We start from the raw sequence: 22881 nt of genomic DNA on the forward strand, positions 1-22881 counted from the left end.
AATTGTCTTACTACAAAAGTTTGCTTCCTTGCTCTTAAAGTCTATATTAATTTAAACACTGTCCTTAAGGAGAGAGTCTGGTTGCGGATAGCTGACAGCTAATAGCTGTTTCGCAGCATGACCTAGGAAATGCTTACATTAATTTTATGCAAAATTTAGGGGTAATGTATGGCTTTAGAAACTGCCGTAACTGAAACAGCTATTGAGCAAAATATAGAACAGTTTTTATTAGTTCTTTCTGTTTCTCTGAGTGTGGCTACTCTCTCACGAGTTTTTAGTTGGTTCCGTAGAATTCCCTTTACATTATTATTAGTAATTTTCGGATTAGTTCTGGCATTTATTGATGTGAGATTAGTCAATTTATCTCCTGAATTAATACTCGAAATTTTCTTGCCTCCTTTATTATTTGAGGCTGCTTGGAATTTGAATTGGCGAGACTTAAAACGAGATTTAGTTCCAGTGGGATTTTTTGCCATTATTGGTGTAATTATTTCTGTAGTTGGTATTGCTTATGGTTTGAATTTTTTCACCGGAATTCCCTTAGCGATCGCCTTTCTGGTCGGAGCTAGTTTATCAGCAACAGATCCTATTTCTGTAGTAGCTTTATTAAAAGAATTAGGAGCAAGTAAACGCCTACGCACCTTAATGGAAGGAGAAAGTTTATTTAATGATGGGGTGGCGGTTGTTGCCTTTACTTTGCTCGTAGGAATTCCATTAGGAACAGTAGATAAATTTTCTATTTCGGACTCTCTATTCACTTTTCTTAGTTTTGTTGGCATCGGTGTCGGTATAGGTTGCTTAATTGGTTTTGGCATTTCTTACCTCACCCAACGTTTTGATTTACCTTTGGTGGAACAGTCACTAACTTTAGTTTCTGCTTATGGTACTTATGTAATAGTAGAAAAATTAGGGGGGTCGGGAGTTATTGGGGTTGTCACTGTTGGTTTAATTTTAGGTAACTTCGGTTCCCGCATTGGGATGAACCCCCGCACTCGGTTAATAGTTAGTGAGTTTTGGGAATTTGTGGCATTTTTTGTCAACTCCATAGTGTTTCTGTTAATAGGCGATCAAATTCGATATTCAAATCTGGCAGATAATATATTATTGATAGCAGTAGCTATTGGAGCAGTTCTTGTCACGCGAGCAATTTCGGTTTATAGTTTGAGTGCTTTGAGTAATTTGGTAGTCAAGTCAAATATTGGTTTAAAAGAACAAACGTTACTTTGGTGGGGAGGTTTACGAGGTTCGGTTTCTATTGCTCTGGTGTTGAGTGTACCTGTAGTTTTGCCTGGGCGAGATGAAATTACGGCAGTTGTATTTGGGGTGGTATTGTTTACATTGTTGGTGCAAGGTTTAACAACTCAGTCAATGTTGAAAGTATTGGGTTTAATAGGCGACCAACCGTTGCGTCAGGAATATATGGAAACGACCGCTCGCCGTGTAGCTTTAAAACGGGTGCTTAATTATGTGTCTGAGTTGGTCAGGTTGCAAGAAATTGACCCAGAATATTATCGCTATCAGGCAGAATTTTTGCAAAAGGAATTGAAGCAGTTGCAGGAGAAAATTGATAAAATGCAAGCAGAACACTCTCAGTTAGTGGCGCTGGATATGAAGTTATTGCGGGAAGAGTTGGTGGATATCGAAGCGGAAACTTATGCTGAGTTTATTCGAGCAGGTAAGTTGAATAGTAATATTTCTCCTCTTTTGGCAGAAGTATTTGAGGAGAAAGAAGAGCAAGAATCATAAATAGGAATGGAGTAGAAGCAATTCATGTTTGTGCAGCATTCCACAGGAAATTCTCCCTATGGTTTCTTGATTTTTAAATGCTAAAGGTATAAAGAGCGATCGCTGTTGTTGTAATTATAGCACTTCCTGCTGCCCGTGAGGTACATATCGTGAGGTACATATTTTGCAGGAATATCATGTCCGCTTGAATACTTATACTTTGGTGGAAGGCAGAGGGCAGCTATGCTGCTATGCTGTTTGCGTAGCATTCGGTAGGAAAGAGTTTCTTTCAATTAGACATCTGGTAAAAATCAAAAATAAAATCAATTCTTATCCATAAATTATCAATTATTCCCCTCCCAGGAGGGGTTCGGGGTGGGTTCCCTGTTGCTTTCCGGAGCTGTTGCCTGTTGCCTCTTTTCTGGAGATGTCTATTGAAACTTAGTTCTATATATGCTCCGATGCTACCGGACATAAGGCGTTGCACAGCGACGAATGATTTGAGATTTTTGATTGAATTGGATTGTGGATTAATCAATTGCTAGAATGATTAATTAATGGTTATTTTTAGTCAGAGTCTAAACTAATTTTTGCCAATATCATTCCAGAATGTGCAACCCCGGACATAATATATAGCGGTTTTCACAAAGGTAGACTACAGACAAAATATAAGTATGTTTGAAGTTTAATAATTACAGACCTAATAGCTGTATTCTATGTTAATGAAAACCGCTATAAGTCCCCACACAGCAAGAGTTTGACTATTCATACCTTGTACATCATTACTATTTATTCGCATTCTGCTTATTTCTATGACTAGCAATACGAGCTGCTCCACTATCCACAGGACCACCAGCAATAGGAATCACCTGATATTTGCGCTCTTCTTCTAAATTTTTTAGTTTAGTATAATCAACCCAGTGAATACAATTTACAGGACAAGTGTCGATCGCTTCTTGGATTAATTCTTCAGAGTCCCCATCTTGCTGAAAAACCCGCGCTCGCCCATGATCTGGTTCAATATAAAATGTATTATGGGCAACATGAGCGCAGTGTCTACAACCGATACAGGTAATTTCATCAACGTAAACTCCCTTTGGTCGCAACATTCCACCCAGTTCGGGTTCAAAACCTGAACGTTCGGGAGCATCCCGTAATATTCCACCAAGTTCGGGTTCAAAACCTGAACGTTCTGTCTCACCTTCTAGGGAGGATGAAGAAAAATCTAACATTTTGTAAAAGTAATAATATTATCTTAAATGTATATAAAATTTAGTAAGTTGGCCTTCGTTGATAGACCAAAAATACACTACTAATGTTGTATTGTAATAGCTGTTGGGTTTCGCTAATGCTTTTTCTTACGGAATGCTCCGCAAACATATTGCACCGCAAAACCCAACCTATAGTTGAAATCACTTTTCCACAATTTGGAAAGCTGAGTACTGATCGCTAACTGCTGACTGCTATTTAAGCACTCCAACGTTGAACAACTAGACGTACAGATCCATCCTGATTTTTTTGCTGTTCGGTAACCTGAAATCCTTGTTTAGCAGTTTCATTAACTACAGTATGGAAAGCATAGCGCTGAGTCACCATATTAAGAAACCGATCTACAGACCATGCTTGTTGCCAGAATTGTAGATCGGCGACCAACTCATATTCATTTCCATTCCAGGTAAACCCTAAGTCATACCCATTATTCTGTTCTACAACTACTTCAGCAGTGCTAGTTTGTCCACGATAACCACGAACTTCTGTAGGACCAGATTTCCAGTCAATACCTAAATCTGTGAGAGCGGACTGCAAAGAATTCAAGTTACGAATTTGAGTTTTGATTTGACTAAAGTGTGACATAGTAATTCTAAGAGAAATAAACTGAACTCAACAAGAAAAAAAATTTTAGTAACTGCTAAAAGAAGAAACTTGCGTCTTAGCAGTATCAGACTGATGCTGCTGTTGAGCAAAGTATTCAGAAGTTGATTCTTGAGTGAGAATAATTCCTAATTCTTCTTCAATTGCCTTAGTTACTTCTGTACAGGATGTACCGACAATGCCAGTAACTTTTTCCTGTACTCGACCATCTGGATAAATAATGAACTCTAAAGTTTCCATGTTCATAGCTCAATATATGAACAACAGTTGTAGGACTATACGCCGACACCAATTATTTGAAAGTGATGCCTGCTGATGTTGCTTATTTTTGTTATTAAATGACTTTATTTTAATCTAAATCAATTTTTACTAATTGATAGATTACGAGTCATTTTTTAACAAAAGTTAATATAATCTGAAGCAATACATCAGTTATTTGTTAAGTTTGACGTATATTTTGGAAACCGTCAAGATAATGGACTCAAGTACGATGAAATATGGGATCAAGAAGATAACCAGGTGAGTAATATAATAAAACTTCAAGCTAAAAGCGCTTGACAAATATCACTCATACTGTTAAAGAAAATATTTTTCTTTGATATTTCTTGTCCAATAAGTATTTTGGAATTTGTCGGTCAAGTATCTGTTGAAAATACAAATGATTTTCTAGGTTAAGTTGATATGTAATCAGTTGCCATAACCGTTAGAACCGATGGAATAGCTGTTTGTGTAGTAGGACTTAGGAGAATTAACATAAGATTAATTACTAATCTTATCTCCTAGATAAATAAAGCCTTCTTTGTTCTTCTCTCTTCCTTAAGAATAAAGGCTCGTTATATTATCTGAAATAATTTTTATGTTTTCTTAGTGAAAATTAGGTTTTGAATTATTTCATTTTCGTTAATTTCTAATAATTGCAAATAGATTTTTTAGACAATTAATTAAATCCCTAACGAACTAGGAACTTTAGGTTAAATTCCCTCGTCTTTATCGATCTTTTAACTTTTGACTTTTAAATCCAGCTAAATGGCATGACTTCCGCAGTGATGCACCTTAGCAGATAATAAAAGTCTGTCCACTTAAATTAAGTACTATAAGTGCTATGCAAACTACAAATTCCAAAAATCAAATTCGTGTAGGTGTTTTAGGTTTCGGTGGCCTGGGTCAAGCTGCAGCTAGGGTACTCGCTCCTAAACAAGAAATGCTCTGGGTTGCTGCTGCTGACCAAAAAGGTTATGCCTACAACACTCAAGGATTAAATCCCGACCAATGTATGACCATGTACAATACTCAAGGGTCTTTAGGCCATTTAGAATCTGGTGGCGTTTTAAGCAGTCACAGTATTGAAGAATTAATCGGAGTTGCTGATACTGTGGATGGTTATTTTCTGGCCTTACCAAACTTGCCTAATACTTTTATGGCAAATGTGGCAAAACAATTTATTGCTGCTGGTTGGCGGGGTGTATTGGTGGATGCGATTAAGCGTACCAGTGCTGTAGAGCAATTATTGGCCTTGAAAGATGAGCTACAAGCTGCGGGTATTACTTATATGACTGGTTGTGGCGCAACTCCTGGTTTGTTAACTGCAGCAGCGGCCATTGCGGCTCAGAGTTATGCTGAAATTCATAGTGTGAATATTACTTTTGGAGTGGGTATTGCTAATTGGGAAGCTTACCGAGCTACAATTCGTGAGGATATTGGCCATTTGCCTGGATATGATGTGGAAAAAGCTAAGGCCATGACTGATGCTGAAGTTGAGGCTTTGTTGGAGGAGACTAATGGTCTGTTGAAATTGGAAAATATGGAACACGCTGACGATATTATGTTGGAGTTGGCCGGAATTTGCGATCGCGACCGGGTGAGTGTGGGAGGTATTGTTGATACTCGCAACCCGAAAAAACCTTTGAGTACTAATGTTCAAGTTACAGGCCGTACTTTTGAGGGCAAAATTTCTACACATACTTTTACATTGGGAGATGAAACGAGTATGGCAGCTAATGTTTGTGGCCCTGCTTTTGGCTATTTGAAAGCAGGAGTAGATTTATATCGAAGAGGTATTTATGGTTTGTTTACTGCTGCGGAAGTTATGCCACAATTTGTGCGGTAGTTTAATATAATTCAAAAATCAAATTATGGGGGGTGAGGAAAAATTCCCCAAAAAAATGTAGGGACGTTCCATGGAACGTTCCTACAAGTGCTTTAAAAAAGGTGTATTTGAGGCTTAATGAGATGTTTTATTAATTGTAGCTCTGACAAAAATAAGCATAAGGGGAAAGGTTTACTTAGCCCAAATCAATTAATAATTTTTCGATCTATTATAAACTTATTCAAAAGTATTCTCAAATACAATTGATACAGATTTCAATTAATTTACCCGATATATTCAAAAGTAGATAGGGTTGATACAAAAATTCCTTTCTATTCCCAGGTTATTTGAAGAGTTTTCTCTAATTGGCCTTTGTTCTTTGACTTAATAGGGCGAATGGTACTTGTCCCTACAGTTAAATAAATAATTGCTAATTTTATTAAAATTACTTCTTACTGGAGAGTACAAAGTTCTTCCAAAAAACGATTTGTTTTGAAGACTGAAAGTATTACTGGAAAAGGCTTACAGTACTTACAGTTGTGAATAAAGAGTTTTTAACTTTTAGATCGCTGAAAGCCTTAGCTAGTAATAGTTATTCCAAGAACTTTGCACTGTCTAGCTTCTTAGTTTAGCAAAAAAAAGAGACTAATCTATTAAGAAGAATTTGAAGCAAGAAAGTTCTGCAAATAACTTGTATAAATCACCGAAAACCCTCAAAAATCTGGGTCGAGCTTTGGCAATTGTCTAACTCACCAGATTTAATGAATTTTACCAAAACTGATCGGGAGTGTTGATCATGGCAAAAATTGGCATATTTTATGGTAGCACATCAGGTGTAACTGAAGAAATCGCTGAAGCATTGCGCGAAAAATTCGGGGAAGAAATTTGCGATCTTTATAGTATGGAAGAAGATTACGACGAATATAGTCAACTTCTTGATTATGATTATTTATTATTGGGTTGTTCTACCTGGGGTGCCGGGGAAGTACAGAATGACTGGCGCGAACCACTTTTTGACATGGATATCGAAAAGCCTGATTTTACAGGAAAAACTATTGCTTTGTTTGGTGCAGCAGATCAAGTCGGTCATGGAAAGCACTTTGCTGGCGCATTGCAACTTATGTGTGACCACTTCGAGAAACTCGGTGCAACTATAGTGGGAGAGTTTCCTCTTGAAGGTTACAGTTTTGAACATTCTTCAGCGGTGCGTAATGGTAAATTTGTGGGGTTGCCTATTGATGAGGTTAACCAAAGTGAGTTAACTGAAGAGAGAATTACACAGTGGGTTGAAGCGTTACGCCCCATTTTTGTAGGCACGGAAAGTGCTGTGTTGATACCTGCTTAGATATTGAAATTTGAAGGTTGATATTAAATCTGGCTAACCATCTACAGTAAAGTTGTTAGGAGTTGTTTGAATAAATTTCTAATTTTAAGATGTTTTTCGACTTCAGTAATGGCAACTGTTTAGCCGGAAATAGTAATATCTATCACATCGTGTGAAAATTTGTTTTGTTTGCATCTAAGTTCATCTCCTTTTGGAGTTGGGGAATATTCCTCAACTTTTTTTTTGAATATTCATGTTTACATCAAAGTGGATAATTTTCTCTTTAATGATACTCAGGGGAAATTCTGGTTTTTTGCGTTGAATAAAAAGTCATATGCAGGGGCTTGTTTGCCCCTACATATAAATTATCTCACAACTTTTTGGAAGATGCAAGGCAAAAAAACTTGCGCTGCCGATTCTGAAGCTTCATAAAATGATGAATTGGAGGCTGAGGCGATTATTTTCTGTACTTCTGGGGTGAGCCTAGCATTCCATAGAAACTCTGTTTGTCTTTTTTTTTAAAGTGGATATAGCACTTTGCGACTCTATGAAGTACATCCATCACGGGCAAGATGCCCGCACTACAAGATTTTCACCATTTACCTTGTACATCATTTGACTGAAATATGCTGTAGTTTTCTTTTGATGATGGTCTGGAGAAAGTCCGGTTTTTGCGTTGAATAAAAAGTCATACGTAGGGGCGAACAACCCCCAATATATAAATTATCTCCCAAAAAGTTGTGAGATGCAAGGCAAAAAAAACTTGCGCCGCCAATTTTTGAGCTTAACAAAATGATGGATGGAGGATGAAGTAATAATTTTCTCTGTTTGTGAAGTGAATGTTGTCGGTTTCTACTAAAGCTATTTGGTCTTTTTGTAAAAGTAGATAATTTACTCTTGTTGATAGTCAGGGGAAAGTCCGGTTTTTGCGTTGAATAAAAAGTCATGCGTAGGGGCGAACAACTCCCAAGACATAAATTATCTCACAACTTTTTGGAAGATGCAAGGCAAAAAAACTTGCGCCGCCGATTCTGAAGCTTCATAAAATGATGGTTTGGAGGCTGAGGCGATTATTTTCTCTATTAGACATCTCCAAAAATCCAAAATAAAATCAATTCTTATCCATAAATTATCAATTATTTCTCCCTGTTGCCTGTTGCTTTTTGCCTGTTACCTGTTGCCTCTTTTCTGGAGATGTCTATTTCTGGGGTTAATGTTGTGAGGTTTCTATAGAGGTTGAAAACTTAAGGTGAGACTATGGGTAATTTCCGTAGTATATTAAGCAATAGCAGTTTGATTAGATGATAGGAGCCATGTTTGAAGTTGATTAATCAGAGCTTGAGTGTGATGATAAGCTATCATATCCCCTCCATCGCAGAAACATTTTGCTGCAGCTTGCCAGTCTTGAATTGCTGCTTGATAAAGTCCCTGGTGGTGGTGTAAGAGTCCTCGGTTTAAATAAGCTTGAGCTTCATGGGGATTAAGTTGTAGAGTTTTGCTAAAATCTTCCATTGCTCTTTCTATATTTCCCATTTTGCTACAGACACAACCTCGGTTTAAATAAGCTCTGGAATTATGAGCATCAATATTAATAGCATAAGTAAAATCTGCCATTGCCTTGTGCATTTTTTTTGACATTAAATATGCTAAACCTCGCTCGTTATAGATATCTGCTCGATCAAAATTATTGTCTTGCTTGGTATTTGCTAAAACTAGGTTATAGTCAACTACAGCTTTCTGATAATTTTTCAGTTCAAAATTAGCTAAACCTCGATTGTATAAAGCACGAAAATCGTTATGATTTTGATTAAGGACTTTGGTATATTCTGCAATGGCCTGTTGGTAATTACCAATGTTGTAGTAAGATAAACCTAGATTAAGATTTGCTTCTATATTTTTTGGGTTGAGTTTGATAGCTTGGGTACAGTCAGCGATCGCTTGCTGGTACTTTTCCCACTGAAGATAAACTAAACATCTATTACTATAAGCACTGGCAAAGTTAGAATTAAGTTCTATTGCTTTGGTGAAATTATTAACTGCTTGTTCATAGTTTTTATCTTGAGTATTAGCTATACCTTCAGTGAAAAATTTTTTATACATTCCGCTCTGTGAGCTAGCAGTTGCAGTTTTCATTGGTGGGGAGAATGAAAAAAATATTACTGCAAAAACTATGCCAATGCTTAGTAGAAATCGATAAAAGTTGTTCATAATATCTGTGAAGATTGATAATAGTTATTGGCGATAATAAGCTATGGCTTTTACATTAAATGCTAATTAGCCTCAATAGTTTTTATTACAACTGATAATCCGAGTTCTATCTAAATTTATTATATTTATTTCAATATTAATGTCAGCATTAAGCCGTCAGCTATTAGCTATCAGCTACTAATTTTAGGGAAGGTAAAACCAACCTTTGAAATTGAAAAATAATAAAAAGTTACTGCCAAAGTCTCAGGACCAAACCTGAGAAGTAATTATTCACTACTATAGTCATTCTGAATAAGACTGAAACTCTTTCAAGGCAAGAAACCCTTGTCTCAATCTTAATTGGAATAACTATAATTGCTGATAGCTGACTGCTGATAGCTGTTTGCGCAGCATTCCGCAGGAAATGCTTACATATTAATATTGGGGTGAACATCTAGAGCAAACTCAGCAGTTTCTTTCGCTCTAAATTTTCACCCCAACTAACTATTTAAAGAAAAATTTATTAGGACGAGAAAATTTTCAATTGTGAAGTAGAGAATTATTCTCGCTAATACTTTCATAACTTAGATACACAGAAAACAGATGCGTCTGTGTAGATTTTCGATACTTTTGAAGACGGTCAGAACTTTCTGAGAAACAGAAGCAATTTTTGACTAAGCAATAACTACTTTGTTTTTACAGTGGTTGATAGTCACCGAACAAGTCCAGTCCGACTTATTTCAAGATGAAGCTAATTTTTTATCTAAATTATTTCCATTTGCCAGCTTGATCTACAACATAAGCTGCAACATCTGCAATATCGTTAGGTTTGAGACGGCCCGCAAATCTTGGCATTGCACCTTTACCATTTGTGACTTGGTAAGTAACTGCTGCTACAGGATCTTTATCAAAACCTTTAAGATATTTTGTTAGGGCAGCGGTTTTTAGAGTTTTCGGTGCCATGATTGTATTGCGACCTCCCAAATGGCAAGCGTTACAATTACCTTGAAATATCTGCTTTCCATGAGCTAAGTCTGCAGCTAAAGCGGGGGGTTGTACAGCAACAACAAAAAAAGTTATGGCCAAAACCACAATTGATAGTAATTTTTTCAATTTTGTTCTCCTCTCTCAAAATAAATACAGAAAATTATTAAATCTGCGTTGTTAATTGTAAATTGCACCTTTATATTAAGTCAAACGACATCCTGTCAAACATAAAAATCAAATTAACCATTATCAAATAGTTTTTAATACTACATTTTAAATTTGTACTGATATTTTAGAGTGCTTTATAGCAGAAGGAAAAAGGAAGAAGAAAGAAGGAAGAAGGAAAATTCTTACGTTGTTTGAGTTTTAAACTTTTGAACTGTCTTAACTTTTCCTACGACTGCTATATTAATGATAAAAATAATTATTCTCCCCCTAAAATTATCTAAATCACAAGAATTAATTGTTGAAGTTATTAACACTTGTGATAGATAAATTTTTAGAGGGAGAAATATTGAAGAGTTATCAGTTATAACTCTAAATTTCAATTATTATTATGAGAACTAAACTATTTAGTAATCTGCGCAATAACAAGTATTCTTGTAATTACCTTGATAAACTACAGTAAAGCAATTTTAAAGCAGTTTCTTACGCTTAAGTTCTGCCTATTATTTTACAACCATATGGCCAACCATACCAGCGCCACGGTGAGGAATACAGAAGAATTCATAATCACCAGCCTTAGCATCTGCTGGGATATTTACATCAAAGCTCTCTCCAGCTCTAAATGCCATTTGTTTGTGGGAAAGCGATTTGGCTAGAGCTGCATCTGGTGACTTAGCAGGATTGAACATTACATTATGAGGTGGGAGCATACCGTTTTTAAATGTAACTGTATCACCTGGTTTAACAGCTACTTTCCTAGGACTAAATTGTAGTCCACCAGCACCCATTGTTACTGTATAGTTTGCTGCTTCTGCTGGATTAGAGAATACTAAACTACCGATAACTAGCATTGCTATGGAAGCTAGCAGTGCTACAGACTTGGAAAGTGAAGAAATAAAACGCATTTTTACTCCTGTTTTTTTAAGATTATTATGTATTCACAGGTCATTGTACAATAGATATCTTCCAAAAAAAATCTGAAACCCTGATTCTATCTGGGTGAAAATCTAATTTATGGAGATTCGGAGATTTTAAATTGTAAAACGACAGATTGTCATACTTAAATAATTTAACATAATATAAGGAGAAATTTTCACTACGGTGTTGTCAAAATCTAAAAATAAAAAATAATGAGTCCTTTACCAGATCACCGTCCACAACAAATGTCTTTAGGCCCTCTGGAAACAGAGATTTTGAATATTGTTTGGAAATTAGGTTGTGTCACAGTCAAACAGGTACATGAATATATTCTGGCTGACCCTGACCGAGAACTAGCTTATACTTCAGTCACTACAGTGCTACGTCGCCTGACTCAAAAAGGTTGGTTAATTTGTGATGAAAGTGAGCGTGCTTTTGTGTGGCGACCTTTAATTTCTCGTCGAGAAGCTCAAATGTTGAGAGCGCATCAACAATTAAATAAATTTCTGGAAGTAGGAAACCCAGATTTGGTGGCCTCTTTTGCCGATAGTTTAGATTCTGCTAGTATCGAGCAAATAGAAGCGATCGCCGAAAAGCTAAAAGCTATACGCAAAGTTAGGGAGGACAAAGAATAATGCACCTGATCATCATTTTGGGAGCTGTTGGGTTATCTTATGGCCTCAGAAAAACTTACTTTTTTACTCCGCGTAATTGGGGCCAACGTTGGGAGCGATCGCTGCTGTTATTTATTTCTTCTCCCATCATATTAATTACGACGGCCATTGCAGTTATTTGTATGGGTCCTCAAGGAGAAATGCTTGGACTATCGACTGGATGGTTGAGTTATTTATTGGCCTGGGTTTTTTGTGGATGGACAGCTATTTTAGGTTTGATTTTAGGTTATGAAGGTTGGCGGTCTGTACAAAAGGTGAATAATTATCCTCAAATAATTATTGAGGGTAAATCAGTACGTTTACTGGATACTCCTATTTTATTTAGTGCCCAAATAGGCCTTTGGAATTCTCAGTTAGTAGTGAGTAAAGGACTTATAGAAAGATTAAATTCCGAGCAACTTTATGCGGTTTTAAATCATGAACAAGCACATTATTATTATCGAGATACTTTTTGGTTCTTTTGGTTAAGTTGGTTAGGAAAGATTGTGCCTTTTTTACCAAATACTGAAATTTTGTGGCATGAACTTTTAACTCTTCGAGAAGTGCGTGCCGATCAGTGGGCAAAAAAACAAGTTGATGGGTTATTATTGGCGGAGACTTTGTTGTTAATGGTGAGCGATCGTTTAACTCAGACAGCTAATTTTGCTGCGGCATTTAGTTGTACAACTCCCCCTAACCGTTTGACTGAAAGAATTGATGCGTTGTTAGCAGAACCAGATTTTTCTATACAGCAAAATAATTACTGGTTTTGTAGTTGGATATTATTAAATTTTTTCCCTTTAATGACTATGTTATTTCATCAGTGAAAGAAGGAAGAAGGAAGAAGGAAGAAGGAAGGAGGAAGAGGATAAGAATTTTTGTTTCTCGCGCTATTATTGGGACATGATATACAGCATATTTCATATTAGTGAGGTACACCAGTCGCGGGCAAGATGCCCGCACTACAAACACTTTATCATCTATATTTGTACCTCATCTATCTGCAATCTGCTGTAAATTGTGATTTAATCGTTTTTAACAAAAAAAATGCTTTAGAGTAATTAGATTCATATCAGAAAAGAAAAAAAAGAATCTCAATCAAGACATGAAGTGCCAGAGTTTAGAGGGTCGTGAAAACCCCCTAAATTTCTTGATAGATTTTCATCTTCTGCCTTTTTTAACCCAGAGATATATAGCACTACACAATTAGGTTAAGACAATACTAAATGCTAAAAGTAAGTCAGATATTACTTTTGACTTTTGACTTTTGACTTCTAACTTGCCCGTAGCGCTATATATCTAAGCTGCTGACAAGAAATATTGTTGTCTTTTCTGATGCTGTAAATGATACATGTGTTCAAACAATTTCCAACAATATTCTTCAGAAAGTCCGCAAGTTATAGCTCCTCTAAGTACAACATTAAAATACCAATCGTTAGGAGCTAATTCCTGGGGTAATTTATCTATAACAATATAGGTACAAACCTCACTATATAATTTTCCCTGACTATATACCTTCACTATTTCTGGTCGATAACCACCGCAGTGAATTTGTTTAATAAAATCGAATTTTACAGTTTCTCTTTCATCTAGTCGAGGGCGTAACCTTAAAGGTAAATGATAAAGCACTCCTTCTACATTAGAATTCGGGTCTTTTACTACATCTAACGCTCCACAATTACGCTTTTCTGAATAACGATAAAATCCAATTCTATATCCTTTAAGTTTAGCAGGACCTATAACATAGTGATGAGTATTTTCTCCCAAGGTTCGTTTTAAGTCTACAGGACACATGCAAGATCCATAGGCAAAGTAGTAAAACTTTTTCTCTGTAGAAGTCAGCTTGTTCATTTTAGTTATTGATTTGAAACTCTGAGTTAGTATATGTCTGAAAAGACAGATTTGATTGGAGCATATGCATTAAATTGTGCAGAAAGTTTGATACTTTTTTCTGTTAGATTTTGCACAATATAGTAATCAGTAGTCAGCTATCAACTTTTCACTTTGAAGAAGGAGTCAGGAGTCAGGAGTCAGGAGTCAGGAGTTATATCATGTCCCGTTGAATACTTAGGGTTTGCTGATTAAATCTAAAAGCATTGATCTATCAATGCTTTAGCTGTTTTAGGTTGAAAAAAATTCCTGGTTTTGAGCTCTTCATGCTCAAAAAGTTAATATTAATGGTAAGAGTTGGGCAGAAAAATCATTCTTACATTGTTACTTCTACCTCCTCTTAATTCCCATTTCTCCCCTCCTGGGAGGGGGAGGGGCGAGGGGTGGGTTGTCTCCTGTCTCCTGTATTCCCCTCCTGGGAGGGGGAGGGGCGAGGGGTGGGTTGTCTCCTGCCCCTACTAAAAGATTTTTGAGCGCAAACCCTACTTATAAATAACTTAGCGAGGAGTCAGGAAGCAAGAAGAAGGAAGAGGAGAAGAAAGTTTTTTATCACTAATTAAACGGACATGATATTAGACTACTGAATAATTTGGTATACCTACACAAAATAACCAGTGCATTTTTTACTAAAATAAACTAGCTTAAACTATCTGTAGGTAAAGAAATATAACTCAACAGTAAATATACAAATAATTTTGTTTACTTAGCTTAGGGATTTTTATAGCCGTCGAACCAAAGGGCGCGGACATATCAAAAGCTTATGCTTATAGCGATTTTCACTCATGTTGACTACAGTAAAAATTATAGATATACTTAAAGTTTAATAAGTTACAGAAATAGTTGTATTCTATGAAACATGAAAACCGCTATAAAACTCAGACAAGGCAAGATTTTTCCTTCTTCCCCCTTCCTTCTTCCTTCTTCCTTCTTTCCTTCTTACTTCTGCCATAACTAGATTATTCCCACAACCGACGACCAGAGGAACCCTTAAGTTTTTCATGTGTATCTTTCAACAAAGTCGGTATATCTAAGTTTTCTGGACACCTGGGTAAACACTCACCACATTCAGTACATCGACTTCCTTTGTTACCTGGAAACCAATGACCTGCATTTTCAAACATCCCATATCGATACTTACCGAACTCTGTCATATCATAGGCTACAGTCAAATTTCTTAATCTCAAAACTTCTGGAATATGAATACTTTCTGGACATGGCAAACAAGCATAACATTGGCTACATTTTTCTGTGCCTAACCTTGTTAAAGCCTGATTTTCCAAACGCTGAAATATCTCTGCTTCTTGAGGAGTGAGGGGTTGCGTGCAACTGCTGATACTCAGAGGCCATTCTAATTCTTGTGGCCTAGCAGCACCCACACTTAAGGTTGTTATTCTCGGGTCACTTAACAAAAATCGATAATTTAATTCCAATGGAGAAAAAGGTTGACACAGTTCCTGAAGAGTAGGAGATGGTGTATATAATTGCCCACCTTTATCTGCGGGAGAAATAATAAAAATGCCCATATCTTTTTGTTTGGCTAACTCTATTGCAGGGGCATTATGTTGGAAAAAGTAGTAATAATGTAAGTTAATAAATTGAAAAAAGTCAGTATTAATAGTTGCTAAAATTACATCTAAAGGGCCATGAGTAGAAAAACCAATGTGTCTGACTCGCCCATCATCAATCATTTTATGTAGTGCTTTAATTCCATGATGGGTAATTTCTAAATGTTCCCAAGTATTAATGCCGTGAATAGCCAAAAAGTCTAAATAATCTGTATTTAGGTTTTCTAGAGATTCATTTATATAGCGTTCTATTAAACCGACATCTCTTGTGGGTGTAATTTTTGTTGTAATATAAAGTTGGGTACGCTGCAGCTCACAGACCAACGTCGCACCCAGATATTTTTCACTTTTACCATAACCTCTAGCTGTTTCTATGTGGTTAATTCCCATATTTACAGCTTGCTTGATTGTTTCTACAGCATTTTCCTGAGATACCAAGTATCGCATAGTTCCCAAAGAAAAAACTGAGAGGTTTAAGTTCGTTTTGCCAAACCTGCGGTAGTGCACCTATATATTCTAGTTTTTAGTTTTTAGTTTTGCTATTGAGCGATCGCTTCTTTCTACCTATCTTTTTATACTCTCAGGGTTAAGTCTCGCGATTATAACAGGAGATTCTTGCCAGTAAATAGATTCTTAACTAGATAACAAATCAAATAAACTGAGTTGCACCCTTGTCAGACCATCCACACAAGTCTTCTTGCTCTGTCTTTAAACTCAGGAAACCTCAGGGCAGGCGGTGCGCTTTTATTTAACCGTGTGCCCCACGGCTATTGATAAAATTATAACACTAAAAATGCGCGCGTATTGCTCAATTATTTTTCTGCTTGAAATTCATCTCACCGTTCAATAAATGCGATGATAACGGGAGTCCTCTTTCAACATTTATGATATAATCTGGTATAGGCAATACCTTAGTCCTAACTACTATTGACCGTTTGGCCAAGGTTCAAATAAACTTGAAAAAGTTTTCAGCTAAATAAATCTTCTTTGACTTTTGCATTTTTAATTCTATTAAAATAGTACTAGGATAATTCACCAGTGCTAGAACCACCACGTTTGATTAAATCTTCAGGGCGAAGTTTTGATATAAAGTCCCTAAAGGCTTGCCTTTCTGCTTCATCTGCATCTTGGTCTACTGGAATAGAGGCATCTGCTACGACTTCTTCCATTACCCAGATGGGACTATTGGTACGTAGGGCAATAGCGATCGCATCACTGGGCCTGGCATCAATTTCTTTTTTAGTTTCTCCTTGCTTAATAATTAGCACTGCATAGAAGGTGTTATCTTGCAATGAATGAATTACCACCTTTTCCAACATCCCACTCAGTGATTCTAAAATACTAACCGTGAGGTCGTGAGTCAATGGACGTGGTGGCTGATGGTTTTCCAGAGCGCTGATAATTGCCTTGGCCTGGTCTTGACCTATATAGATGGGCAAAGCACGTCGCTCGGTACCATCTCTTAACAATACGATTGGATTCCGTGTTGATGCATCCAATGCTATTCCTACAACTTTCATTTCAATCATTGGCTCGGCCTCATTTTATAATAATTTTTGTCAAGATATATAGAATGTAAGTCAGTATAGATAAGGATCGAGTAATTTTTAGTATGACTTGATATTTACCTATTTACCTATATGAGTCATTTTTACATTTATTTATTATCTTCGATTTTTGAGAGGATGGTGTCTACCTTGACTAATGGCTCACCATGATATAACAACCGTGTAATTTTAAGACTATAGCGCTTCGCCCAGGCAATAGGCAACAGGCAATAGGGGAAATAAAAAGCTTATAATATAAGACTTTTAGCTATTGGGGAGTTCCTGCAATTTGTAAATATACGCCTAGCGCGCTGCTATAGCGTTGCTGTTAAAGGAATATTAATAGAGTTTGCGTTCATAAAATTTAACTAATCTTTAATTAATTAATCAGAGGAAAAACAGTGTTTACAGGATTGATTCAAGCTTTAGGAAAAATTAAGCTTTTAGAAGAAAGCCAAGTTTTAATTTCTCTGGCATCATCTAGTGGCAGTAAAATTATTTTGGAAGATTTGGCCATTGGTGATAGTGTAGCTGTAGATGGTGTTTGTCTAACAGTAATAGACATTTTAGCTCAAGGATTTGTGGCGATCGTATCACCTGAGACCTTACAACGTAGTACATTAGGTCAAATGTCGGATAGGTATGTAAATCTTGAGACTTCATTGCGAGCAGGTAGTAAGTTAGGAGGCCATTTTGTTACTGGTCATATTGATGGGGTTGGACGTTTGGAAACCTCTGTGGAAACAATTAATGCCTGGGAAATGAGATTTACAGCTTCACAAACAAAGGACGACAGGTGGCAACGTCAGATAGCTCCCTATATTGTTTCTAAGGGGAGTATTGCAGTTAATGGTATTAGTTTAACTGTGGCTGATTGCGATTTGGATGGTAACTGGTTTGAAGTAGCAGTTATTCCTCACAGTTTTAATGAAACAAACTTGTGTCATTTAAAAGCAAGTAGTTTAGTGAATATTGAGGTAGATATTCTTGGTAAATATGTGGCTAAGTTTCTACGTCATGGTTCTAATAACCATTCAGTTTTGGTAGGAAATTCTCATGTTAATAGTTTCAAAGATATTACACCAGAATTTTTGAGTGAAAACGGTTTTATTTAAAATGAAGGAACATTTTTCCTAGTTTTTAACTGCAATTCTATAGCGAAAACAAGGTTCAGCCTTGGAGGCAGGTGCTATGAAATAGAAAGTCTCTATTAGCAATATTAGAGAATCCCTTTTTGTGGCATAAGCATAACGTCGGGTTTTAAGTTAAAGATGCGACTAAGGGAGACTTCGACCTCTGTTAATGATGAGAAATCTGAGTTAATAAGTTGTGTCTATGAACCAAGAATTAACTGTAGTTAAGAATCCGTTCTAATACCATTTTCAAAAAATACTGTTACAGTGCTTTATTCTGTTGGTAGGAGTTTTGAGATTAATACTGTAGCGACCTTTTTTGAATTTGGTATTAGAAACCTACGATTATCTGCAAAAATCTATGATTTTCTTGCTTATAATCTGTTAATGAATATTGTTTGTATCTATCGACAGTAATGATAATTAAAAATAATAGGTTTTGAAAATAAATTCTTTAATTTCTATAGCTGAAAAAGTTGGAATTTTTGATTATTCACAGAGATAGCTTACCACTAAACTGAATGGTGGGGTCTTTGAACTTGCCCCACAGCGCAACAGAGTGGGTATGACTCACCCTGATTTGATTCGGGCTTTGGATAAATGCTTTTTCCTCGGGTGGAATTGTTCTCCACCTGGGTCAGCACATTCTCATTTCGATACTTTTATTTTTGATTTGGATGGAGTCATAATTGATTCAGAATATTTGTCCAGGTATGCTTTTTGTGAAGCATATCACCGAGTTGTGGGTGAAGGAGAACCACCTCTAGAAGAATATTGGCAGCATCTAGGAGATTCTTTCCGTTCTACTAAACTTACCCAAACTTACCCATACCGGAATTGCATGAGCTTTGGAGCTAGCTTCCTGTCTCACAGAAGACCACTGACCGCAGTCTGTAACTTATCTTCGAGAGCAGGCTTAAAATCGCTTGGAACTCAAGCTACTTATTCACATAGTTTTCTAGGTTGATAGCAGCATTAAAGTCTCTGTCTGCCTTTAACCCGCAGTTCTCACACTCGTATAGTCTAACATTCAACGGCATTTTCTGTTGATGCCCACAATGAGAACATATTTGAGAACTTGGATAAAACCTATCTGCTACTACTAGCTTGCTTCCATACCACTCGCACTTGTATGTTAGCTGACGCTTAAACTCATAAAAGCCACAGTCTGCTATGGCACTTGCCAACTTGTGGTTTTTGAGCATTCCACTTACATTCAAATCTTCTATGACTATGGTGCTGTGGTTCAAAGCTCGCCCATGTTGTTAGTTTATGTAGTGCATCTACTCTGATATCAGCTACTTTCTTGTGCAGTTTTGCTAATTTTTTGATGGCTTTGGCTCTGTTTTTAGAGCCTTGCTCTTTCTTGTTGACACGACGTTGATAACGAGCTAGTCGTTTCTTTACTTGTTTGTAGGCTTTGACGTTAGCGTAGGTGGTTCCATCGCTACAAGTTGCTAAAGCATTTATACCTACATCTACACCGATAGCAGCCCGTTTTTTAGTCGGAGATTTGGGCTGATATTCATCAGATTTAAAGCTAATGTACCATTCATCTGCACGTTTGGAGATGGTGACATTTTTGACTCTGCAAGAAGGTAAGATTTCATAAGTTTTTACTATTCCTATTCTGGGTAGTTTGATATAGTTTCCTTTCAGGATTTTAATTCTTCCTTCTAGATAAAAACTGTCTTTTTTTCCTTTTTTCTTAAAGTTCGGAAACCCACGTTTGGGAATAGTAAAAAAGTTTTTAAACGCTCTCTCTAAATCTCTTAATGCTTGTTATCGCTAATTTAATTAATCTCATCGATATTGAAGTTGTGATTGTTGGTGGAGGAGTAACCAATGCAGGTGAATTGTTTTTAGCTCCGTTACAAGCTGTTGTAACCCAAGAAACGGCAAATATTCCTAGTAGGACTGTTTCAATTCTGCCCAGTAGATTAGGTGACAATGCTGGAGTAATGGGAGCGATCGCTCTTGCGCAACAAAAACAATCAACATTTTTCTCCTAAGTTTAGTGTTTCCATGATTAAATATAGTTTTGAGTAAAACATGATAGCTAATAAACATATATCAAAAATAAAAGCTGCTAGGGATTATAACCACCCTAAATTAGCTGTCTCGTTAGGACTACCAACAACAGAAGAAACTTTAGACACACTTCATCGTGTTGCGACTCAAGTCTCTTTGGCGGAAATACGCTTAGATTTGATGGCAGAATTCGATGTAGAACGTTTAATTGCCGCAAGTCCATGTCAACTAATTTTAACCCATCGACCAATTCGCGAAGGGGGTAAATTTGCTGGCTCAGAAACCGAGCGTTTGCAACCTTTGCTAAAAGCAATTGAATTAGGAGCGGCTCATGTCGATATCGAATGGGATACTGTGGCTAGTTTATTAGCTCAAAAACCCGCCTCACCAAGTCAAATTATGGTATCTCACCATACTTTTGATGGTATGCCATCTGACTTAACAGGTTTGCATCGAAAATTATCTCAAAGTGGGGCAGATATTGTTAAAGTAGTCGGATTTGCTAAACAAGCAGCAGACACTGTAGAGATGATTCATCGGTGGAGGTTGCGGATTATTTGTCCGTCTAATGAGAGATTTAGGATACGACTTTTACTGGTACGATCAATACTGTAATAATTTATTTGCCCGAGGATTTGAAACTCAAGAGTATCCAGAAAATAACTATGACTTTATCACTTCATTTGAGCTATTTGAACATTTTGCAAATCCTCTAAATGAAATAGAAAATATTCTTAATCTTTCCTCGAATGTACTGTTTAGTACAAGGTTACTACCATCAAACAATCCTCAACCTCATGAATGGTGGTATTATTCTCTTGAAGAAGGACAACATATTTGTTTTTATACTTCTAAATCTTTATCTATTCTTGCCGAAAAGTTTAATTTAAACTTATACTCGAATGATTATTCTTTGCACTTACTAACTCGTAAACAATTAGAGATTACATCAGATTTTTGGGAGACAATTCCTATTACTGAACCAGCGATAAAGAATAAACATTCTTTACTCGATCAAGATTACTTAAAAATCATAGGAAGGCGAGCTACTTCGCCTCTTTCCTCAAATAGCTATTGATAAATAGGGTTTGCGCTCAAAAGTCTTATGGATGAGGGTAGGAGTCAGGAGACAGGAGACAGGAGACAGGAGAAACGGGAATTATACAGTATGTGGTCGGATTCTCTAGACGCAGCTTGGGCGACAAATGAAATCTCCCAGGATATTACTTACATCACTGCTATTGGTACTAAAGGTGCAGCACAGTTGAATACATTGTTCGGATTTAGTAATCAAGGAGTTCGTTCAACTCAACCCTTAACTATTTATAGAGGTGATAACCAAAAAGCTGAAACTATTACCATACCTGCTGCTGATGATCCTTTTTTACCCTACCAACTTCAGCTAGAAAACTTCTGTGAGTTACTCGCTGATAACAATTGCAATCTTACAGTAGCAGAGTCATGCTGGCGCAGTGCGACTCTGATTGAGTCAATTTACACAGCGGCGGAGAAGAACTATTCAGTCAAAGTAAATTTGTCACTGCCGAAAAGTAATTTCTAGTGATATAGGTGTGGAATGGCGAGGCGGAAAACGACTAGATTATTCTCAAAATAATCAAGTTTTTCAACAAGAGAGTAAATATTACTATAAGATAGTAAATATTACTATCCAGAAGGGTCTTTAGAAGTGATCGCTCATATTATTAAGATAGTAGGGAAGCGGGGGAGTAGGGGAGTAGGGGACTAACCCGTAACCCTCCCAGGAGGGGAAAATAGAAAGATTTACTGTTGAAGCAAGAGGATAAGTTTTTTGATCACTAATTATCCGGATATGATATTATAATAGAAATTTTTGATGTAGTTTTGCTCTAGTCCTTTGAATTTTTGTATTAGGGCTAAAGTCCAACTACGAGCATCATTAGAACTGTTCTAGCGAACATAAAATAATTCATAATTTATAGCGGTTTTCACAAAGGTAGGTTACAGTACAAATTATAGATATACCTAAAGTTTAATAAGTTACAGAAATAGTTGTATTCTATGAAACATGAAAACCTCTATAATACCTATCAGTAAAAGTTTTAGTTAACAGAAAAAATGGGAATTTAAGAGATTTTATTTTTAGAGATAAAAACGTTTTTCTTATAATTAATTAATGAAACTTGAGATCAAATAATGAAGATTTTTCTAGAGACAGAAAGATTAGTTTTACGACAGTTTACTGAAGCTGATACAGAATTATTATTTGAGTTGGATAGTGACCCAGAAGTAACTCGATATACAAAATTAGGCGATCGCTCCGGAACACCTACGACTTACGATGAGATTAAAAATAAATTTTTGCCTAAAGTTTTCAGGTATTACCAACAATATCAGAGTTATGGTTTTTGGGCAGCTATTGAAAAGTTAAGTAATAAATTCATTGGTTGGTTTCATTTTCGACCAGGTTTAGATAGTTATATGGGGGCAGCATTGTATCAAGAAAATGATATTGAACTTGGTTATCGGTTACAAAGAAAAGTTTGGGGAAAAGGATATGCAACTGAAGGATCAAAAGCTTTAATTAGCAAAGGTTTTTTAGAGTGGGAAATACAGCAAGTAGCAGCAAGTGCATTGTTAGAAAATAAAGCATCTATTCGAGTCATGGAAAAAGTGGGATTAAAATTTGAGCGAAATTTTGTTTATTCAGAATCTCAGCAAAAAGTTATTAAATATAGTTTGAGTCAAGATTATTTTTACTTGCTGGAAAAACCAAGAGTAAAAAAGGAATAAGGTTGATTAATTTTCAGTAGCAGCAA

Annotated in this window: 23 protein-coding genes; 12 read left to right on the forward strand and 11 right to left on the reverse strand. The window is 36.4% G+C overall.

Translation table 11 applies throughout. The features are described from left to right. Positions 1-168: 168 nt before the first annotated feature. Entirely contained in the window at positions 169-1746 is a 1578-nt protein-coding gene (locus F6K27_RS00235) for a sodium:proton antiporter (RefSeq protein WP_287273816.1), read from the forward strand. A gap of 764 nt (positions 1747-2510) precedes the next feature. On the opposite strand, the gene F6K27_RS00240 is transcribed toward F6K27_RS00235, so the two are convergent. The 3 genes from F6K27_RS00240 to F6K27_RS00250 all read right to left on the reverse strand — a co-directional run bounded on the left by F6K27_RS00240 (position 2511) and on the right by F6K27_RS00250 (position 3837). After that, entirely contained in the window at positions 2511-2957 is a 447-nt protein-coding gene (locus F6K27_RS00240; protein ID WP_287273814.1) for a ferredoxin, read from the reverse strand. A 235-nt stretch (positions 2958-3192) separates the two neighbouring features. Beyond that, positions 3193-3579, reverse strand: a complete 387-nt coding sequence (locus F6K27_RS00245) for a DUF1257 domain-containing protein (RefSeq protein ID WP_287273813.1) — start codon at positions 3577-3579, stop codon at positions 3193-3195. A gap of 45 nt (positions 3580-3624) precedes the next feature. Continuing rightward, positions 3625-3837 carry a DUF2997 domain-containing protein gene (locus F6K27_RS00250; RefSeq protein WP_287243012.1) on the reverse strand — a complete coding sequence of 71 codons (213 nt, stop codon included), beginning with the start codon at positions 3835-3837 and terminating at the stop codon, positions 3625-3627. An 862-nt stretch (positions 3838-4699) separates the two neighbouring features. On the opposite strand from F6K27_RS00250, the gene F6K27_RS00255 reads away from it, so the two are divergent. Both F6K27_RS00255 and F6K27_RS00260 read left to right on the forward strand, forming a co-directional pair. Further along, complete coding sequence (locus F6K27_RS00255) at positions 4700-5704, forward strand: saccharopine dehydrogenase-like oxidoreductase (RefSeq protein ID WP_287273812.1); 1005 nt, start codon at positions 4700-4702, stop codon at positions 5702-5704. A 775-nt stretch (positions 5705-6479) separates the two neighbouring features. Continuing rightward, positions 6480-7028, forward strand: a complete 549-nt coding sequence (locus tag F6K27_RS00260) for a flavodoxin (protein WP_287273811.1) — start codon at positions 6480-6482, stop codon at positions 7026-7028. A 1257-nt stretch (positions 7029-8285) separates the two neighbouring features. On the opposite strand, the gene F6K27_RS00265 is transcribed toward F6K27_RS00260, so the two are convergent. The 3 genes from F6K27_RS00265 to petE all read right to left on the reverse strand — a co-directional run bounded on the left by F6K27_RS00265 (position 8286) and on the right by petE (position 11251). Then, on the reverse strand, positions 8286-9215 hold the full coding sequence (locus tag F6K27_RS00265; RefSeq protein ID WP_287273810.1) for a tetratricopeptide repeat protein: 930 nt from the start codon (positions 9213-9215) through the stop codon (positions 8286-8288). A 747-nt stretch (positions 9216-9962) separates the two neighbouring features. Continuing rightward, complete coding sequence (locus tag F6K27_RS00270; protein WP_287273809.1) at positions 9963-10307, reverse strand: c-type cytochrome; 345 nt, start codon at positions 10305-10307, stop codon at positions 9963-9965. Between the two features lie 542 nt (positions 10308-10849). Further along, positions 10850-11251: a plastocyanin gene (gene petE / locus F6K27_RS00275; protein ID WP_287273808.1), complete on the reverse strand. Its 402-nt coding sequence runs from the start codon at positions 11249-11251 to the stop codon at positions 10850-10852. A 225-nt stretch (positions 11252-11476) separates the two neighbouring features. Here petE and F6K27_RS00280 point away from each other — a divergent pair, with 225 nt between their 5' ends. Continuing rightward, positions 11477-11899, forward strand: a complete 423-nt coding sequence (locus F6K27_RS00280) for a BlaI/MecI/CopY family transcriptional regulator (RefSeq protein WP_287273807.1) — start codon at positions 11477-11479, stop codon at positions 11897-11899. After that, on the forward strand, positions 11899-12744 hold the full coding sequence (locus F6K27_RS00285; protein WP_287273806.1) for a M56 family metallopeptidase: 846 nt from the start codon (positions 11899-11901) through the stop codon (positions 12742-12744). Before F6K27_RS00280 ends, F6K27_RS00285 begins: the two co-directional genes overlap by 1 nt. 472 nt (positions 12745-13216) lie before the next feature. On the opposite strand, the gene F6K27_RS00290 is transcribed toward F6K27_RS00285, so the two are convergent. The 3 genes from F6K27_RS00290 to F6K27_RS00300 form a co-directional block, all read right to left on the reverse strand. Further along, positions 13217-13768, reverse strand: a complete 552-nt coding sequence (locus F6K27_RS00290; RefSeq protein ID WP_287273805.1) for a gamma-glutamylcyclotransferase — start codon at positions 13766-13768, stop codon at positions 13217-13219. Between the two features lie 995 nt (positions 13769-14763). Further along, a complete protein-coding gene (locus tag F6K27_RS00295) occupies positions 14764-15879 on the reverse strand; it encodes an aldo/keto reductase (RefSeq protein ID WP_287273804.1) in 1116 nt (371 codons plus the stop codon). A gap of 515 nt (positions 15880-16394) precedes the next feature. Then, positions 16395-16901, reverse strand: coding sequence for a bifunctional nuclease family protein (locus F6K27_RS00300; RefSeq protein WP_287273803.1), 507 nt, complete (start codon positions 16899-16901; stop codon positions 16395-16397). Between the two features lie 419 nt (positions 16902-17320). Between F6K27_RS00300 and ribE the strand changes: the two genes are divergently transcribed. Together ribE and F6K27_RS00310 are read left to right on the forward strand one after the other, a co-directional pair. Next, on the forward strand, positions 17321-18034 hold the full coding sequence (gene ribE, locus F6K27_RS00305; RefSeq protein WP_287273802.1) for a riboflavin synthase: 714 nt from the start codon (positions 17321-17323) through the stop codon (positions 18032-18034). Positions 18035-18617: 583 nt separating this feature from the next. Beyond that, positions 18618-19019, forward strand: a complete 402-nt coding sequence (locus F6K27_RS00310) for a hypothetical protein (protein ID WP_287273801.1) — start codon at positions 18618-18620, stop codon at positions 19017-19019. Here F6K27_RS00310 and F6K27_RS34255 read toward each other — a convergent pair. Beyond that, positions 18991-19302 carry an RNA-guided endonuclease InsQ/TnpB family protein gene (locus tag F6K27_RS34255; RefSeq protein WP_375339642.1) on the reverse strand — a complete coding sequence of 104 codons (312 nt, stop codon included), beginning with the start codon at positions 19300-19302 and terminating at the stop codon, positions 18991-18993. The two genes, F6K27_RS00310 and F6K27_RS34255, sit on opposite strands and share 29 nt — an antisense overlap. After that, a complete protein-coding gene (locus tag F6K27_RS00315) occupies positions 19205-19789 on the reverse strand; it encodes an RNA-guided endonuclease InsQ/TnpB family protein (protein WP_375339643.1) in 585 nt (194 codons plus the stop codon). The genes F6K27_RS34255 and F6K27_RS00315 overlap by 98 nt, the downstream gene beginning before the upstream one ends. A 38-nt stretch (positions 19790-19827) precedes the next feature. On the opposite strand from F6K27_RS00315, the gene F6K27_RS00320 reads away from it, so the two are divergent. The 5 genes from F6K27_RS00320 to F6K27_RS00340 all read left to right on the forward strand — a co-directional run bounded on the left by F6K27_RS00320 (position 19828) and on the right by F6K27_RS00340 (position 22855). Next, the gene (locus F6K27_RS00320; protein ID WP_287273800.1) at positions 19828-20064 is read left to right on the forward strand and encodes an ROK family protein; all 237 of its coding nucleotides are present in this window, start codon (positions 19828-19830) and stop codon (positions 20062-20064) included. 40 nt (positions 20065-20104) lie between these two features. Continuing rightward, complete coding sequence (locus F6K27_RS00325) at positions 20105-20698, forward strand: type I 3-dehydroquinate dehydratase (protein WP_287273799.1); 594 nt, start codon at positions 20105-20107, stop codon at positions 20696-20698. Then, positions 20652-21161 carry a class I SAM-dependent methyltransferase gene (locus F6K27_RS00330; protein WP_287273798.1) on the forward strand — a complete coding sequence of 170 codons (510 nt, stop codon included), beginning with the start codon at positions 20652-20654 and terminating at the stop codon, positions 21159-21161. Before F6K27_RS00325 ends, F6K27_RS00330 begins: the two co-directional genes overlap by 47 nt. Before the next feature lie 27 nt (positions 21162-21188). Continuing rightward, positions 21189-21644 carry a hypothetical protein gene (locus F6K27_RS00335; protein ID WP_287273797.1) on the forward strand — a complete coding sequence of 152 codons (456 nt, stop codon included), beginning with the start codon at positions 21189-21191 and terminating at the stop codon, positions 21642-21644. A gap of 614 nt (positions 21645-22258) precedes the next feature. After that, positions 22259-22855, forward strand: coding sequence for a GNAT family N-acetyltransferase (locus tag F6K27_RS00340; RefSeq protein ID WP_287273796.1), 597 nt, complete (start codon positions 22259-22261; stop codon positions 22853-22855). Positions 22856-22881: the final 26 nt, after the last annotated feature.

Source organism: Okeania sp. SIO2F5 (assembly GCF_010692685.1).
Taxonomy (GTDB): Bacteria; Cyanobacteriota; Cyanobacteriia; order Cyanobacteriales; family Microcoleaceae; genus Okeania; species Okeania hirsuta.